The organism is Parathalassolituus penaei (assembly GCF_026626885.1).
Taxonomy (GTDB): domain Bacteria; phylum Pseudomonadota; class Gammaproteobacteria; order Pseudomonadales; family Oceanobacteraceae; genus Oceanobacter; species Oceanobacter penaei.
In genome coordinates, this window is sequence record NZ_JAPNOA010000020.1 from 1 (window position 1) to 18313 (window position 18313).

10 protein-coding genes are annotated in these 18313 nt (G+C 57.3%); 5 read left to right on the plus strand and 5 right to left on the minus strand.

Annotated elements, in window-relative coordinates:
• Positions 1 to 6260: tandem-95 repeat protein (locus tag OUO13_RS06940; RefSeq protein ID WP_283173141.1), on the plus strand; the 6260-nt coding region annotated here is incomplete at its 5' end.
• 79 nt (positions 6261 to 6339) lie between these two features.
• Here OUO13_RS06940 and OUO13_RS06945 read toward each other — a convergent pair.
• The 5 genes from OUO13_RS06945 to OUO13_RS06965 form a co-directional block, all read right to left on the minus strand.
• Positions 6340 to 7266, minus strand: a complete 927-nt coding sequence (locus OUO13_RS06945; protein ID WP_283173142.1) for a hypothetical protein — start codon at positions 7264 to 7266, stop codon at positions 6340 to 6342.
• Between the two features lie 280 nt (positions 7267 to 7546).
• The gene (locus tag OUO13_RS06950; protein ID WP_283173143.1) at positions 7547 to 8500 is read right to left on the minus strand and encodes a hypothetical protein; all 954 of its coding nucleotides are present in this window, start codon (positions 8498 to 8500) and stop codon (positions 7547 to 7549) included.
• 143 nt (positions 8501 to 8643) lie between these two features.
• Positions 8644 to 9288, minus strand: a complete 645-nt coding sequence (locus OUO13_RS06955) for an LON peptidase substrate-binding domain-containing protein (RefSeq protein WP_283173144.1) — start codon at positions 9286 to 9288, stop codon at positions 8644 to 8646.
• 113 nt (positions 9289 to 9401) lie between these two features.
• Complete coding sequence (locus tag OUO13_RS06960) at positions 9402 to 9953, minus strand: gamma carbonic anhydrase family protein (RefSeq protein WP_283173145.1); 552 nt, start codon at positions 9951 to 9953, stop codon at positions 9402 to 9404.
• A gap of 124 nt (positions 9954 to 10077) precedes the next feature.
• Positions 10078 to 12108 carry a monovalent cation:proton antiporter-2 (CPA2) family protein gene (locus OUO13_RS06965; RefSeq protein ID WP_283173146.1) on the minus strand — a complete coding sequence of 677 codons (2031 nt, stop codon included), beginning with the start codon at positions 12106 to 12108 and terminating at the stop codon, positions 10078 to 10080.
• 263 nt (positions 12109 to 12371) lie between these two features.
• On the opposite strand from OUO13_RS06965, the gene prlC reads away from it, so the two are divergent.
• The 4 genes from prlC to OUO13_RS06985 all read left to right on the plus strand — a co-directional run bounded on the left by prlC (position 12372) and on the right by OUO13_RS06985 (position 18289).
• Positions 12372 to 14432 carry an oligopeptidase A gene (gene prlC, locus OUO13_RS06970; protein WP_283173147.1) on the plus strand — a complete coding sequence of 687 codons (2061 nt, stop codon included), beginning with the start codon at positions 12372 to 12374 and terminating at the stop codon, positions 14430 to 14432.
• Positions 14432 to 14716, plus strand: a complete 285-nt coding sequence (locus tag OUO13_RS06975; RefSeq protein WP_283173148.1) for a YheV family putative zinc ribbon protein — start codon at positions 14432 to 14434, stop codon at positions 14714 to 14716. The genes prlC and OUO13_RS06975 overlap by 1 nt, the downstream gene beginning before the upstream one ends.
• A 1238-nt stretch (positions 14717 to 15954) precedes the next feature.
• A complete protein-coding gene (locus OUO13_RS06980; RefSeq protein WP_283173149.1) occupies positions 15955 to 17613 on the plus strand; it encodes a COG3014 family protein in 1659 nt (552 codons plus the stop codon).
• Positions 17614 to 17674: 61 nt separating this feature from the next.
• A complete protein-coding gene (locus OUO13_RS06985; protein ID WP_283173150.1) occupies positions 17675 to 18289 on the plus strand; it encodes a penicillin-binding protein activator LpoB in 615 nt (204 codons plus the stop codon).
• Positions 18290 to 18313: the final 24 nt, after the last annotated feature.

Here is an 18313-nt window from a genome sequence, read left to right on the forward strand (position 1 = left end):
ACAGCGCTGGCAACGCCGCCAGCGCCGTTACCAACACCAGCACTCTGGATACCACAGCGGCTTCCGGCCACAGCATCAGTTTTGATGACAGCCTGATCAGCAGCAGTGAAGCCTCCTCCATCAGCTTGACTATGGCCGGTGCCGAAGTGGGTGCCACCTACAGCTACAGCATCAGCTCCAGTGGTGGCGGTACACCTGTGACCGGTTCTGGCACCATCAGCAGCGCTGGTCAGCAGCTCAGCGGTATTGATGTGTCTGGCTTGAGTGACGGTACTCTGACTGTTTCGCTGGTGCTGACCGACAGCGCTGGCAACGCCGCCACGGCGGTCACCGGCAGCAGTACTCTGGATACTTCGGTTCCGACGGGCCACAGCATCAGTTTTGATGACAGCCTGATCAGCAGCAGCGAAGCGGCGTCCATCAGCCTGACCATGGCCGGAGCTGAAGTGGGTGCGACTTACAGCTACAGCATCAGCTCCAGCGGTGGCGGTACACCGGTAACCGGCTCCGGCACCATCAGCAGTGCTGGTCAGCCGATCAGTGGTGTGGATGTGTCTGGCTTGAGTGACGGTACTCTGACCGTATCCCTGATCCTGACCGACAGCGCCGGTAACGCGGCGACTGCGGTTACCAACACCACCACGCTGGACACTCGTGCTCCTGGTGATTTCAGCGTCAGCCTGAATGATTCGGTTTATAACGCCAGTGAGATCAGCTCGGTCTTCTTCACTTTCAGCAATGGTGAAGTGGGGGCTGATTACAGCTATGACTACACCCTGAATGGCACGACGCTGAATATGCCGGGGGCCACTCTGGTCAGCAGTTCCGATCAGAGTGCGGTGACCAGTCTGGCCAGCCTTGGCGATGGCACCCTGACGCTGGTGGTCTACGTGACCGACAGTGCGGGCAATCTGTCCTCCAGTGCCACCGCCACTGCCACTGTGGATACCAGTGCTCCGGCGGGTCATAGCGTCAGTTTCGACAGCAGTATGATTGGTGCCACGGATGCAAATGCTGTTGGCTTCACGCTGACAGGGGCCGAGGCTGGCACCACCTACAGCTACAGCATCAGCAGTTCCGGTGGTGGTACGGCGGTCACAGGAACCGGCACCATCAGCAGTGCCGGGCAGCAGATCAGCGGTATTGATGTCTCCGGTTTGAGTGACGGTACCCTGACCATCACGCTGATCCTCACCGACAGCGCCGGTAACGTCGCCACCTCGGTGACCGACTCCAGCACTCTGGATGCCACCGTGCCAGACGGTCACAGCATCCGTTTTGATGACGATCTGATCAATGCCAGCGAAGCGTCAGCCATCAACCTGACCATGGCGGCTGCGGAAGTGGGTAGTACCTACAGCTACAGCATCAGCTCCAGTGGTGGCGGTACGCCTGTCACCGGCTCCGGCATCGTCAGCAGTGCTGATGAAGTGCTGGCCGGGCTGGATCTGTCCGGACTGGAGGATGGCACTCTGACCATTTCCCTGATCCTGACCGACGCGGCCGGTAACGCTGCCACTGAGGTTGTCAGCACCAGTACGCTGGATGCCACAGCTCCGCTGCTGACCACCAGCGTGCCTGCGGATGACAGTACCGGAGTGGCCTACAACGATGTGCTGGTTCTGTCTTTTGATGAGGATATCCAGGCCGGTAGCGGCAATCTGTATCTCCATGACGACACCGATGGCGTGCTGCTGGAAACCATCGCGATCGGCTCCGGCCAGATCAGCCTTGGTAGCAACCAGCTGACCCTGACTCCAGCCGCCAGCTGGACACCAACCCATCACTACCATGTGCTGGCCGACAGCGGCGCCTTGCTGGACAGTGCCGGTAACCCGTGGGTGGGGATTTCTGCAGTGACGGAACTGGACTTCAGCATTGCCAACCTGGCGCCGCTGGGTGTGGCCGACAGTGCCAGCACCAACGAAGACAACGCCGTGCAGATTGATGTGCTGGCCAACGACAGCGATACCGATGGCAGCCTCAATGCCGCCAGTGTCACCGTGTCCGTAGCGCCAGTTCACGGCACGACCAGTGTGGATACGGCTACCGGTGTGATTACCTATACTCCGGCCGCTGATTACAACGGCAGCGACAGCTTCAGTTACCGCGTCGATGATATCCACAGCGGCAACAGCGGCGATATTGTGGTCAGCCTGACCATTGTGGCGGTCAATGATGCGCCAGTGGCGGTGGCGGATGTGGCCAGCACTGATGAGGACACCGAAGTTCTGGTGGACGTCAGTGCCAACGATACCGATGTGGATGCCGGTGACAGCCTCAACAGCAGCAGTCTGACACTGGTCAGTCAGCCGCAGCATGGCAGCGCTAGCGTGGAAAGCGGCGCTATCCGTTACATCCCGGAGGCGGACTTCAATGGTTCCGACAGCCTCACCTACCAGATTGATGACCAGAGTGGCGCCACCTCCAACGTCGCAACCCTGATCATCAACGTCCAGGGCGTCAACGACGCACCGGTGGCGGTGGCGGACAGTGCCAGCACCGATGAGGACACGGCGGTGGCGATTGATCTGACGGCTAACGATACCGACCTTGACGGCGTGGTCGACAGCACCAGCGTGACGGTTATTGCTGCACCTGCCCACGGCAGTGTGGTGATCGACCCGTCAAACGGGGTTGTTACCTACACCCCGACGGCCGACTACAACGGTACCGACAGCTTTACCTACGTGGTGAAGGACGACGCTGATGCGACCTCCAATGTGGCCACGGTCAGTATGGTGATCAACAGCGTCAACGACGCACCGGTGGCAAACAACGATAGCGTCACCCTGCTGGAAGACAGCAGTCACAACATCAATGCCCTTGGTAACGATGCCGATGTGGATGGCACCCTGCAGGCGGCAACGCTGGAGTTGCTTGTGTTGCCGGGCCAGGGGGTTGCCAGCGTCGGCAGCGACGGGGTGATTACCTATACACCGGGCGCCAATTTCAACGGTGTCGACAGCCTGTCCTACCGTGTGCAGGACGATCAGGGCCTTTGGTCCAACGAAGCGACGGTAGCCATTTCGGTGGAACCGGTGAACGACGCGCCGCTGGCCAATCCTGACAGCGCCAGCACCGACGAAGACGTGGCGGTGGTGATTGATGTACTGGCCAACGACTCCGACCTCGACGGTATTCTCGACGATGGTTCGATCCTGATTGGCACTGAACCGCAACACGGTACGCTGCAGGATAACGGTGATGGCACCATCACCTACAGCCCGGCGGCGGACTACTATGGCGCAGACAGCTTCACCTATCAGGTGTCCGATGAAATGGGCGACAGCTCGGACGTCGTCAGCGTCAGCATCAGTGTTGCTGCCGTTAACGATGCGCCGCAGATCAGTGGTGCCCCGGCGGCCAGTGTGCTGGAAGGCCAGAGCTACCTGTTCACACCAGTGGTGACGGACATCGACAGCAGCGGGTTCAGCTTCAGCATCAGCGGCTTGCCTGCCTGGGCCAGCTTCGACAGCAGTACCGGCAGTCTCAGCGGTTCACCACAGGTGGGGGATGCCGGTGATTACAGCAATATCCTCATCCGTGTGTCGGATGGCAGCCTCGACAGCACGCTGGCCAGCTTTGTGATTACCGTCATCGGTGACAACGATACCGATGGTATCGCCAACATTGATGATACCGATGATGACAACGATGGCATGAGCGATGAGTACGAACTGGTCTGGGGCTTTGATCCGCTGGATCCGAGTGATGCTGATGCCGACAGCGATGGCGACACCATCAGCAATCGTCAGGAGTCTGAAGACAACACCAGTCCGCAGGATGGCAGTGAATATCTGGATACCACTCCACCGGTTATCCAGGTACCGGACGACATCGTGCTGGATGCCACCGGGCTGTTCACCAGCGTCAACCTGTATCAACTGCTGGGCCTGACCTCCAGTGCCGACGCCAGCGCCATGCTGGCGACCCTCAGCAGCGACAACGTTGACGGCGATAACTGCTGCAATACCTCGGTGGATGGTCTCAGCAACGGTCAGCTGTTGCTGGCACCAGGGCGTAACAGCGTGACCTTCCGGGCAACCGACCGCAAGGGCAACAGCAGTACGGCGACCCAGAGGGTAAGCATTCGGCCGCTGGTCTCCCTCAGCAAGGATCAGACCCGCGTCGAAGGTTCGGCCACCAGCTTCAGTATTCTGCTGAATGGTCCGGCGCCGGATTATCCGCTGGAAGTGCCTTATGTCATCGACAGTGCCAGCACCACCGACAGCGCTGACCACGATCTGGTGGCCGGTTCGGTGATCTTCAACGACGGTGAAACCAGCAAGAGTGTGACGTTTAACCTGATTGACGATGGCATCGCCGAAGGTGAAGAGATTCTGGTGGTGCGTCTGGATGACCACACCAGTAATGCCGAGGATCTGGCCAATGGCTACGATCCGGATGCCATGGATATCCATGACATCAACCTCGGTGCCAAAGGCAACCTGTGGATCCGGGTACGGGAAGAAAACGTGGCACCGGAGGTATCAATCCTGCTGCTGCAGGCCGGTGTCGAGACTACCCGGGTGATTACCGGTGGCGGACCTGTGATCGTGAGGGCTACCGCGACGGATGCCAACCCTGGTGACGCCATTCGCTACGACTGGAGCAATAACGACGGCCGTCTGGCAGAGACCGATGGTAATGAGGCCAATAGCCAGCTGATCTTCGATCCGCTGAATCTGACACCAGGGCGCTACCGTGCCGAAATCACGGTGCTGGATAACGCCGGTGCTTCCGATACCGCCAGCCTCTACTTCCGCGTTGTGGCCAGTGCACCGGAACTGAGCGCCAGTAACGACAGTGATGGTGATGGTATCGACGACCTCACGGAAGGTACTGGTGACAGTGATGGTGACGGTATTCCGGATTACCTCGATAACATCAGCGCCAGCAACGTGTTGCCGGAAGTCGCCAGCACCACCGATGGTTTCCTGGTGGAATGTGATCCGGGTGTCCAATGTCGTCTCGGCCAGTTCGCCATCATGGGTGAAAGTGGTGGCGTACTGCTGACCACCACAGATCTGGAAACGCAGGAAGATCTGGGTACAGACCCGTCCTACCAGCCGGTGGGTGGTGTCTTCGACTTTGAAATCCAGAACCTGCCGACCCTTGGCCAGAGTGTCCGTATCGTCCTGCCACAGGTGGAGGCCATCCCGGCGGATGCCATCTATCGCAAGTTCGATGACGGCCAGTGGAACAACTTTGTGGAAGACGACAACAACGCCCTGCACTCGGCTGCCGGTACTCCGGGTTATTGCCCACCTCCGGGGGACGATGCCTGGGAACCAGGTCTGATCGAAGGTTATCACTGCATCCAGCTGACTATTGAAGATGGTGGCCCCAACGATGCCGATGATCGCGTCAACGCCGCGATTGAGGATCCGGGCGCCGTCAGTGTACTCAGTGCTGTTGATGACATTCGTATTCGCAGTCAAGGAGGTGGTGCGATTGGTGACATAGGTGGGGGGCTGCTGCTGCTGGTACTTGGATTGGTAACTCTGGTTCGCTCTGGCCGTGATCAGCGTATGGCGCAGCCGGTTCCGGTTGTTACAACGAAACGCTCTGGCCGCCAGCGTTCCGGCGGCCTGTTGCTGGTGCCGTTGGCCATTGCGATTACCGGAATGTTCCACGTGGAGCATTCACGGGCAGATGATCCGTTTGCCACGCCTGTACAGCGCTGGTTGCAGCATCTGCAGGATGAAACCTACGTGGCTGGGGCCTTGTATCAGGCTGGTTCAACCGAAAGCCGGGGTGACTTCCGCATGCATCTGGCTGACGCCGGAATTGAAGCCGAATTACTGGCATACGATTCCGGCCGTCAGGCCTGGGGGGTGAGCGCTGGTTATTGGCTGAATCGTTATTTGGCACTGGAGGTCGGTTATCTGGATCTGGGTCAGGTGGATGCAAAATTGCGTATGAACTCGGCAGTAGAGAGTCTTAATCCTGTTCTGGAACGCTATTATCCGGTGAGTGCGGAAGGCTGGACCCTGACACAACGGCTGTTCTGGCCATTACCGGTGCAGCCATCGATTGGCTGGAACTTCGAAGCCGGGATATACAACTGGCAGGAAAGCCGCAGCAGCAACGACAGTCGGTTGAATCTGGATCGTAGTGGTATTGATCTGCTGATTGGTACTGGCGTCAGCTGGAAACTGGGTTCGCAGTGGAGTGTGGAAGCCCAGGTGCGGCACATTCTGCTGGAGCACCAGCGCGTACAGCTGCGCGGCGTACAACTGCGCTGGCAGTATTAGCCGGGAGTGTATTAGTCGGCACCAACAAAAACGGGCGGAGAAATCCGCCCGTTGTGTTTTCAGCCGGTTTGAGGCCGGATTAGTTGCTCAGCAGGTTGGCGTTGCCATCCAGGGTGACTGTACGTTCACCACAACCGCTGTACTCCACTTCCATGGTCTTGTTGTTGGAATCGGTAATTTCCAGAGTGCCACTGGCAATATCACTGCCGTCTTCACACAGCTCGATATTTGTCCCCGTCAGCTCTACACGGCCGTACTCTGGCGTATACAGAGCGGTTCGCAGCTGATAACCGTAGCTGTTTTCGTAGAGGCGGTAGTTGGTAGTCTTGTATACCTTTTTGTCGTTGACGAAGTAGGCCTCACGAACACAGCTCGAGTTGTTGCATGTCACATCCCATGCAGTCAGGCGGGTTTCACCGTTGTAGGTCATGTTGAAACGGGAGCTGTAGGTACTTTGATAATTGGTCTCGCTATCAACGACCCTGGTGTCGATATATCCGTCGATACCCACAGAGTCTTCGCCCAGCGACAGGGTGAGGTTGTCATAGTCCAAACGCATGGTGATGGTGGAGCCGGAGGTGCGTGTAGTACCGGAGATTTGGCCATTCATGACCAGCTCATCTTCGTCGACCGGGGTGCAGTAGCGGTTGAAACGAATGGAATAGTTGCTGTTGTTTTCGTCGCCAGATCCGGAAACCTGCATAGTGCCACCGCAATCGCCTTCATATGACTCACTGGCTGCCGAGCGGTTCAGGCCTAAAAAAAGATCACTGATGTCTTCGCTGTCGGCACGGTCGATCAGCGCCATCACAGCCTTGCCTGAATCTGTGGCGATTTCATCCTGGTTGGTGGTTGTCAGTGCGGCTGAACCGGTGGCACCGGAGTAGCTGATGTTGTTGATGTTGATACCGGAACTTTTTTTACCAGAACTACCGCCGCCGCCACTACAGGCAGTCAACAGAGCAGCAGCAATCATGAGAGGTAACAAGGCAGGTGTGTTGCGCATTTGATAGTCCTTTATAAGGTAGCCAGGTTCTGAGGGGCGCCATTCAACGCGGCATGTCATTTACTGCAAAGGACTGTCAGGATATTTATTTAGTAAATGATAATTGCGTCACACTTAAAGTAAGGGTTTTGTCAAAAACGAATCGCCAATTAATGCTGTTCAGCAATTCAATAGCGCGTACAACTGCGCTGGCAGTATTAGCCGGGAGTGTATTAGTCGGCACCAACAAAAACGGGCGGAGAAATCCACCCGTTTTGTTTTCAACCGGTTTTAGGCCGGATTATTTGCTCAGCAGGTTGGCGTTGCCATTCAGAGTGACTGTAGCTACACCACAACCGCTGTACACCACTTCCATGGTCTTGTTGTTAGCACCGGTAATTTCCAGAGTACCGCTGGCAATATCACTGCCGTCTTCACAGAGTTCGATATCAGTACCTGTCAGCTCCACCTGACCGTATTCAGGCAGATACAGGGTGGTTTCCAGCTGGTAATAACCGTAGCCATCTTCATACAGGCTGTAGTTGGAGGTTTTGTACACCTCGTTGTTGCTGACGAAGTAGGAGCTGTACACACAACGCTCGCTACTGCAGGTGATGTCCCAGGCGGTCAGATGGGTTTCACCGTTGTAGGTCATGTTGAAACGGGCGCTGTAGCTGTTCTGGTAGTTGTCACCGCTGATGATCACCGCATCGGCATAACCATCGATACCCACAGAGTCGCCACCCAGAGTCATGGTGATGTTGTCGTAGTCGATGTGAATGGTGCTGGTGGAACCTGAGGTGCGGTTGGAGCCGGAAATCAGGCCGTTCATGACCAGCTCATCTTCGTCAATCGGGGTGCAGTAGCTGCTGTAACGAATGGAGTAGCTGTTGTTGTTCTCGTCGCCGGAGCCGCTGACCTGGGCAGTACCGCCACATTCACCGGTGAGGGTATTGCTGTTGGCGGAAGCACGCATGCCCTGAATACCACTGACCAGTTCTTCGCTGTCGGCGCGGTTGATCATGGCCAATACCGCTTTACCGGCATCGGTGGCGACCGCGTCCTGATTGTCGGTGGTCAGTTCGGCTGTGTCGGTTGATCCGGTGTAACTGACGGTATCGAGAGTGACGCTGTTGCCGGAGTTTTCAGAGCCGGAATTGTTGCTGGAGCTTTTGCTGGAACCACCGCCGCCGCCACAGGCAGTCAGCAGTGCGGCAGAAATCAGTACGGACAGAAGGGCTGGTGTATGGCGCATGGGATAGTCCTTTAAATGGAAGCCGGAGTTCAGGGCCGCCATTGAACGCTGCATGTCATAGACTGCAAAGGACTGTCAGATGCTTTGTTATAGAACTGTTATTAACGTCACCCGGTGAGTGATAACAGCGTCAAAAACCGGGTTTAGTAGTCGATGCTGTTCAGCAATTCGAGGGCGCGCTGCAGACGCTGGTGAATGCTGTTCATTTCGAGGATTTCCTGCTGCAGATCAGCACCGAACGATACCAGCCCGAACAGCTGGAAACTGAAGGTGTGAACGTCCTTGGCCAGCCACTCATCCGGCGCAAAACCGACTTCCAGCTCCGGGTGCCGGAACGCCAGTGCTTGCAGGCGATGGACGATCTTGTCCTGCAGTTCGCGATTCAGGTTCTGTTCGTTCTCATCCGGTTCAATATCCTGAAACGGCTCACATTCAAACACCCGGTACGGCAGGGTCTGTTTCTCCGCCACCATCCGATAACGCTGGCGCAAATGTACGTTCAGGTACAAACGACCATCCGGCAGCGACCGCACCAGCTCACAGCGGCCAGCGGAAAATATCTCGAACGGTTGATAGGTGGCCTGATTGGACTGCAGCGCTTCAGTGCTGGACTGATATACCGGGGCGGCATGAATCATCTTGCGGGTATGGCAGATTGCCACCGGCAACTGGTTATCCAGGCAATGCTGGATCATGGCGCGGTAACGGGGCTCGAATACATGTAATGGAAAAACGGTGCCGGGGAAGGTCACACATTCCGGTATCGGAAAGATGCAGATGTCGACCATAACAATCTCCTGCCATCAGCGGGTGATGATTTCACTATAACCGCACAACGGCAGGGCTGCACCCCGAAAGCGTTGGCTCGACGACCGTTTCTGTCGGGAATGGTCAGGGCCAATCAGTCCTGGTCGTAACCCTCGGCGATGTGTTTATCCTTGAGCTTCACGTAATTACCTGCGCCGTAGGTAAAGAAGCTGCGTTCTTTGTCGGTGATTTCCCGCACCGCTTTCGCCGGTGAACCCATGTAGACAAAGCCGCTTTGCAGGGTTTTGCCCGGCGTCACTACCGCACCGGCGCCAATGATCACTTCATCTTCGATCACGGCACCGTCCATGATCATGGATTTCATACCGATCAGTACCCGGTTGCCAATGGTGCAGCCGTGCAGCATGGCCTGGTGGCCGATGGTGACGTCGTCGCCGATGATCAGCGGATAACCGCCGGGGTTGTAGTCGCTGGCGTGGGTGATGTGTAACACAGCACCGTCCTGCACGCTGGTGCGAGCGCCGATGCGGATGCGGTGCATGTCGCCGCGAATCACCGCCAGTGGCCATACCGAGCTGTCGTCGCCCAGCTCAACATCGCCGATGACCACGGCGCTGCAATCTACAAATACCCGTTCACCCAGTTTCGGGGAATGGCCCTGATACGAACGTACACTTTTGCCCATGCTGGACTCCGTAATGCGATAAATAATCGGTTATGTCACGACTGTGCGGCCTTTGGGGTTGTAGTGCAAGAGGAGTTCCGACCTGCCAGTTATGCGGGGCTGGCAGGCCGGACTGACCGCAAGGTCAAGCGGGGGAGCGAGCGCTGCTTGTATCAGCCGCTGCCACGGTGTCAGTGGCTGTTGTGTTAGTGCTGGTTTCCGAGGTGCTGGTTTCAGTGGCAGCAGCAAGAGGTGCTTGAGGTGCTTCAACAGCCGTTGCCTCGGCCGCATCCACATTCACATCCTGAGTTGCTGCTGCCGATGCCTTTTCGGCGTTTTCTTCCGCCTGCATGGCCTGATACAGAGCTTCCTGCAAACGAATGGCGGCGCTGCGGAAGTAATCATCGAAACTGCCGTGGCGTCCCTGTTCACGCCAGCTCTGGTAGAGTTTCTCGCGGAAGCGGTTTTCGGTGTCGTTAAACGCCTGCTTGCGCTGGTCGGCGGCCTGTTCGCTGTAACCCATCACCTTGAGGGCATGTGTACCGGCTTCCAGCGCTGAGTAGTAGGTTTCACTGATACAGGTATCGGCACCGGCATCGCGCAGCTCGTACATATGCTGACGGTCGAAGGCGCGGGCGATGATCTGCACCTGCGGGTAATGGGTCTTGACGTGACGCACCAGCTGCAGTGACTGCTCGCGTTCATCCATCGACACAATCAACAGGCGTGCTTCGGCGATACCAGCGGTTTCCAGCATCTCCGGGCGGCTGGCATCACCGTAGTAACCCTTGACGTTAACCCGCCGCATCAGCTCGATCTGGCTGGCCTTGTGGTCGAGTAATACCGTGCGGAAACCGTTGGATACCAGCAGGCGGTTCACGACCTGACCAAAACGGCCAACCCCGGCAATAATCACCGGAGCCAGTTCGATGTCTTCGGCCTCGGGTTCGCTAGCGCTGGCCTTAGGCTGCATACGCGGCAGAATCTGGCGCTCCAGCAGGATAAACAGGCCCGGCGTCAGGAACATCGACAGTGCCACTACCAGTGCCAGCAACTGCGCCTGTTCTGGTGTTAAAACGTGCTGGCCCGCGGCGTAACCCAGCAATACAAAACCGAATTCACCGGCCTGGGCAAGGCTGAAGGCAAACAGCCAGCGATCACTGCGCGGCAGGCGGAACATCCAGCCCAGCAGCCACAACAGGCCACATTTCAGCAGCATCAGGGCGAGGGTCAGGCCAATAATGGTGAACAGGTTTTGCCACAACAGGCCGAAATCGACCCCGGCACCCACGGTGATAAAAAACAGCCCCAGCAGCAGGCCCTTGAAGGGTTCGAGGTGGTTTTCCAGCTCATGGCGGAACTCACTGCTGGCCAGCACCACACCGGCGAGGAACGCCCCCAGTGCCGGCGACAGGCCAACCAGCGACATCAGGGCGGAAATACCCACCATCAGCAGCAGCGCGGTGGCGGTAAACACCTCGCGGGAATTGGAGCTGGCCACGTACTGGAACAGCGGACGGCCGAGAAAATGGCCACCGAGAATAATGCCCACCACCGAAATCACCACCACCAGGGCGTTGGCCCACACCGGCAGATGTGCCACCAGACTGAGATCATCGTGGCTGGCTACTGCCGCGTTGGCGGCCGCTTCGTAGAGGTCTGGCAAGGCCAGCATCGGAATCACCGCCAGCATCGGGATCACCGCAATGTCCTGGAACAGCAGCACCGAAAACGCACTGCTGCCACCTTCAGATTTGCTGAGGTTTTTCTCGGCGAGGGTCTGCAACACAATCGCGGTGGACGACAACGACAGAATCCAGCCCACCACCAGCGAGCTTTGCCACGGATAGCCGAGCAAATGGCCGCAGGCGGCAATGGCAGCCGAGGTGACCACCACCTGCAAACCGCCAAGCCCGAACAGCCGGTGACGAATTGCCCATAACGACTGTGGTTGTAGTTCCAGCCCCACCAGAAACAGCATCATCACCACACCGAACTCGGCAAAGTGCTGCACCGACGACGCCGACGACTCCGCCACCAGACCCAGTACCGGGCCAATCAGCACCCCTGCCATCAGATAACCGAGAACAGAGCCCAAACCAAAACGTTTGGCGAGTGGCACCAGCAAAACAGCTGCCGCGAGATAAACAAAAGCCTGAAGAAAATAACTGGTCATGGATCGCTGATTGGCAGGAGGCGAAAGAAAGCCGCACGGATGCGGTGGGGGTGCACTATTGCACTATGTTTTGGCGCTGCTGCCAATTAGCCAGAGGGGGGAATTCGTGAATCAGATTGTCTGCTTTGTGCAACAACGGCAAACCAGCGCAGCCTGTGCGGTTCAATAGCCTGTGGTTATCCCTGTAATCGTTTGGTCGTGCTTGAATTGTGACGCTCTGGCCCAAATACTGAGGGCATGAATCGTTGTCCGGGATATCGTGTATGACCAATCCGCTGCTTGAAGATCATCTGTTGCCACCCTTTTCAGCGATCAGCGCTGATCAGGTCAAACCGGCCATCGAGGAAATCCTCAACCGTAACCGCGCCCGTATCGAAGGGCTGCTGGAAAGCTTCCGTACTGGCACCGAGCCGACCTTCGCGACTCTGGTAGCGCCGCTGGAACAGTGGGATGACGAACTCAGCAAGGCCTGGTCGCCGGTGGGCCACCTCAATGGTGTGAAGAACTCCGACGAACTGCGCGAAGCCTATAACGCCTGTCTGCCACTGCTGAGCCAGTACAGCACCGAGCTGGGCCAGAACGTTGAACTCTGTGAGGCCTACAAAAAGATCCAGGCTTCGGCAGAATTTGCGACCCTGAGCCAGCAACAGCAGACCACCGTTAACAACGCCCTGCGTGACTTCCACCTGTCCGGTGTGGATCTGCCTGCTGATAAAAAAGCCCGTTACGGTGAAATCAGCCAGCGTCTGTCCGAGCTGACCAGCAAGTTCAGTGAAAACGTGCTGGACGCCACCCACGCCTGGCACAAACACATCGACGACGAGTCTGTACTGGCTGGCCTGCCGGACAGCGCCAAATCGCTGCTGCAGCAACTGGCCCAGCAGAAAGAACTGCCGGGTTACGTGGTGACGCTCGATCTGCCGTCGTACCTGCCGATCATGAGTTACGCCGACAACCGCGAACTGCGTCAGGAGGTCTACAGCGCCTACGTGACGCGCGCGTCTGAAATCGGCCCGAACGCCGGTGAGTTCGACAACAGCGCCAATATGCAGGAAATCCTGGCACTGCGGTTTGAAATGGCCCAGCTGCTGGGTTACGAAAGTTACGCCGCCTATTCCGTTGCCAGCAAAATGGCCGAATCACCGGATCAGGTGCTGGAGTTCCTGACCGACCTGGCCAAAAAAGCCAAGCCACAGGCCGAGCGTGAAATCGCTGAGTTAAAAGCCTTCGCCAAAGACAACTACGGTGCCGACGACCTGCAGCCGTGGGACGTGGGGTATTACGCCGAAAAACTGCGCCAGCAGCGTTATTCGATTTCCCAGGAAGACATTCGTCCGTACCTGCCGGTGGATACCGTCATCAAGGGCATGTTCGAAACCGTCTCACGCCTGTTCGGTGTGCAGTTTGTTGAACAGACAACGTTCGACACCTACCACCCGGACGTACGTTTCTTCGAGGTTCACAAGGACGGCGCCCAGCTGGCTTCCTTCTACCTCGACCTCTACGCCCGTGCCAAAAAGCGTGGTGGTGCCTGGATGGACGTTTGCCGCACCCGTCGCAACACCGAATCCGGCCTGCAGCTGCCCGTGGCCTATCTGGTCTGTAACTTCACTCCACCAGTGGGCGACAAACCGGCACTGCTGACCCACGACGAACTGACCACCCTGTTCCACGAGTTCGGCCATGGTATCCACCATATGCTGACCCGTATGGACGTCGCGGCGGTGAGTGGTATCTCCGGCGTGGCCTGGGATGCGGTGGAGCTGCCAAGCCAGTTCCTCGAAAACTGGTGTTACGAGCCTGAGGCTCTGGCGTTTATCTCTGGTCACTACGAAACCGGCGAACCGCTGCCTAAAGAGCTGCTCGACAAACTGCTGGCCGCCAAGAACTTCCAGAGCGCCATGGGCACCATGCGTCAGCTCGAATTCGCGCTGTTCGATTTCCGTCTGCACCACGAATTCCGCGCCGACGGCGTTGACGTCCAGACCCTGCTGAATCAGGTGCGTAGCGAAGTCACCGTGGTGCCAATCTCACCACTGAGCCGCTTCCAGCATGGCTTCACCCACATCTTCGCCGGTGGTTACGCCGCCGGTTATTACAGCTACAAATGGGCTGAAGTTCTGAGCGCCGATGCGTTCTCACGCTTCGAGGAAGAGGGTATCTTCAACCCGACCACTGGCCAGAGCTTCCTTGATGAAATCCTCAGCCAGGGTGGCAGCCGTGAAGCCGCCGAGTTGTTCCGCAACTTCCGTGGTCGTGAACCATCGGTGGAACCTCTGCTGCGTCACTGCGGAATTGAAATCCCCGAAGAGGAGACTGTCTGATGTCCGATCAATACGTTCCGGCCCCACGTCCACGCCGGTTTATCGCCGGTGTGGTGTGCCCGAAATGCGCCGAAATGGACAAGACGGTGATGTACAGCAACGATGCTGGTGAAGAAGTGCGTGAGTGTGTGGCTTGTGGTTTTGTACAAACCATGAGCCAGCAAGCGCAGGAAGATCGTCAGGCTGCCGAACTGGTCACCCGGGTAACACCGGTGGATGGCAAGGCGATTTACGACGAGGAAGAAAAACCGCTGAAGATACTGGGCCTGACCCCGAATCAGTAAGCGCCAGAGCGGCCGGTTACGAAAGTAACCGGCCGTTTTGTTTGGGGCTTATCTCACCCCGTTCCCGCGTGGGAATGCAGCTTGCCTAGCAGCGCTTGTTAATCGCAAGGCTGCTGGCCCGGACTGGGCGTTATCCGACCTCTGACGTCGACGGCTACTCGGCTTGTTAATTGGCCTGGCTGTTTGCCCTCCTGGGGGACCTTGTCCCCCGGCCGGGCGGGCCTCCCCCTGCTTTTGCCCGACTGGGCTCGTTTATCCGGTTTTCACCGACAACGGCTGTTCGACCCCGGCCCGATGGCACATCCCTGTGCCAACGGGCCTTGCGGGGCATCCATGCCCCGGCTGGGTCGGCCGTTGCAGTGAATCCCGGCTCGCCCAGATGGGCATTGGGTAGCCAGCTACGCTGGGTTAATGCGGTGTTGGGGGCCTATTCTCCCATTAGCCTGGTGCCTCTTTTTTCCTCAAAGGTTTCACGTTTACAGGTATGGAGTGATGGCTAATAAATGGAATATACCCGAATGGTTGGATAGCGAAGTTCGGGCTAGAGACCGCGATTGTGTTTATTGTCGGCAGCCATTTACGCCGGCAAGTGTCTCCCGCAGAAACGCGGCAAGTTGGGAACATATCATCAATGACGCCAAGCTGATTACTAGAGAAAATATTGCTCTCTGCTGTTGTGGATGTAATGCAAGTAAAGGTCAAAAAGGCCTGTCCATTTGGCTGGAGAGCAAGTACTGCAAGGATCGGGCTATATCAAAAGACACCGTTGCTCCAGTTATCAGAGAAGCCCTCAATCGAGGTCTTTTGTCGGATAACGCTCCGCTCTTCCGACCTACCTGAAGAATGTTCAATTAGTACCGGATTGCCCCAGCGCAGCTGGCTGCAGAATGCCCATTGGGCGAGCCGGGATTCACATCGAGGCCCGACCCGGCCGGGGCATGGATGCCCCGCCAGACCCGTTGGCACAGGGATGTGCCATCGGGTCGGGGTCGATTCGGCCGAGTGTGGGAATTCCGGAGGCTCGAGCCCAGAAGGGCTAAGCAGGGGGACGGCCGCCCGGCCGGGGGACAAGGTCCCCCAGGCAGGGCTAGCGGTCTGGCAATTTACAATCTGCGCTGAATCCTCAGCACCCGACACATCAACATTCCGCCGGTATTCCCTACCCACCGCGTTGCCGACGCTGGCCAGTCAGGCTGTCAGTCGCTAGACTCTGCTGACTTTTGTCAGGGAGTGTCGATGTGCGATCCCGTTCAGTCCTCTGGTTATCCATGTTCTTGCTGGTCCTGTTTGCCGGTTGTGCCACCTATGGTTCCGGTATCAACAAGGTGCTGGATGACGTTAACCGGGGCGATCTGGTCAGCTCTGAAAACGAGCTCAAAAAAGCCCTGAAACCGGATGGCAGTGATGCCTTGCTGTATTACCTCGAGCTGGGTGCCATCCAGCAGATGCAGGGCAATTACCGCGACAGTAATGCCTCGTTTGATCAGGCCGAAGCCATCGCTGAAAAACTCGAAACCGTGAGTGTCTCCGCCAAGGTGCTGGAGATGATGAGTAATCCACGTCAGGGGCCGTATCGCGGGGCTACCCACGAGAAAGTCCTGATCAACTACTACAAGGCAATCAACTACCTGCAGCTGGCGGCCAGTGCCGACAGCAAGCAGCAGCGTCAGGAGCTGCTGGAAGGTGCACGGGTTGAATCTCGCCGTATCCTTGTGCGTCTGAATGATCTGGAATCGCAAATCGGTTCCTACGAACAGTTAAAAGACGACGAAGCCAGTTTGTTTGGCCAGCTGATGAATATCTACGGCACCCTGATGGGGAATCTGTTTGATATGGACGAGCTGCGCTACCGCGAAGACGCCATGGCCTATTACCTCACCGGTCTCAGTTTTGAAATGAACGGTGAACTCGACGACGCCCGTATCAGTTATGAACAGGCTGCCCATTCTTACGAAGACGGTTTCGCCAAACAATTCCGCCTTGGCAGTGATATCACCGCCCAGGCCTGGTTTGATGTGGTGCGGGTGATGCGCCAGAGCGGTAACTACGAAAACGAATGGCGGGCATTGGCCGAAGCCAAACTGACCCAGGAACAGCGTGACCAGCTGGCCAGCTGGGACGGCAAGGCGCAGCTGGTGGTGATTGAACACAAGGGTAACGTGCCACAGCTGGAAGAGCTGAACCTCGAAATCTGGGCCAATCCGGCGTTGCAGGCGTTCCAGATCCAGCCGTATCTGACCACTTTTGATCTGGATGCCTGGGCCTGGTTTTACGTGTTGTACGCCGACAAAGGCCTGTTCAACATCATTACCGGTTATCTGGATGGCACACGCAACAACCGCTGGTTCACGCCGTTTGTACACACCGAGCTGTTGGGGCCGGGCTGGCAGGTGGTGCAAAGTATTGGTCTCGACCGCGCCATTGGTAACTCCATGCGGGTAACGGTGCCGTATTACCGCTTTATGCCGCGTCAGGGTGATTCGACCCTGATTACCGATGGCAAGACATTACCCATGATCAAGGCCTCCAGCCCGGCACAAATCGCGTTGCAGGAAAAACTGGTGTCATCAACAACGGATATCCGTACCGCGCTGGCTCGGGCATCCATGAAGGCTCTGACTGCCTCGGAAGTGGGTTCCAAATTCGATAGCAGCGGTTTGCTGGCACTGGTGGGCAAACTGGCGGCACAGCTGACCGAAGCCGCTGAAACCCGCAGCTGGTTGCTGCTGCCAGCGGAAATCCGTATTCGTCGGGTGGCGCTGGAACCGGGCGAGCATCAGCTGACTCTGAATTCAAAACTGGATATGGGCAAAATTGCCAGCAACAGTACGCAAGTGTCCGTGCAGGCGGGAGATATCCGTCTGTGGGAAGTGCGGGCGCTGGCCCCAGACCATTAAACAGCCCATTAATTCGCACGACTATTACTGGCCAGAAAAATGGCCACCACAGGAGATGATCATGAAAATCGCCACCAAACGTCTGCTGCCAGCACTGGGCCTGGCCTGTCTGCTGCCACTGGGCCTGCTGGCCGGTTGCAGTGCTACCGAAGTCACCCGCGTGGGTGCAGATGAGGAAATCGCGCTGTCCGATCGCTGGAACGCGACGGATTCACGTCTGGTAGCCGAGGAAATGATCACCGACATGCTGTCGTTCCCGTGGGCATCCGAGTTCGAGATGGACCACAGCCGCAAGCCAACCGTGATCATCCAGAGCATCACCAACAAGTCGCACGAACACATTGCCATCGATACCTTCATCAACGATATCAAGCGCAGTGTGATCCGCTCCGGCAAGGCTGACTTTGTGGCGTCGGGTGACGAGCGTCTGGATATTCGTGAAGAGCGTCGTGAGCAGGAACTGAACTCCCGTGATCCGGTGGCTCAGGGCCAGGAAAAAGCGGCTGACTTCGTAATGACCGGCACCATCAACTCCATCGTGGACCAGGTCGACAAGAAACGCGTAACCTTCTACCAGGTTGACCTCAAGCTGGTCGACATGACCTCCAACATCGAAGTGTGGAATGGTCAGAAGAAGATCCAGAAGGTTCAGGACAAGGCTTCATTTGGCCTGTAATCCATCGCAGACGGGGAAGGGCTG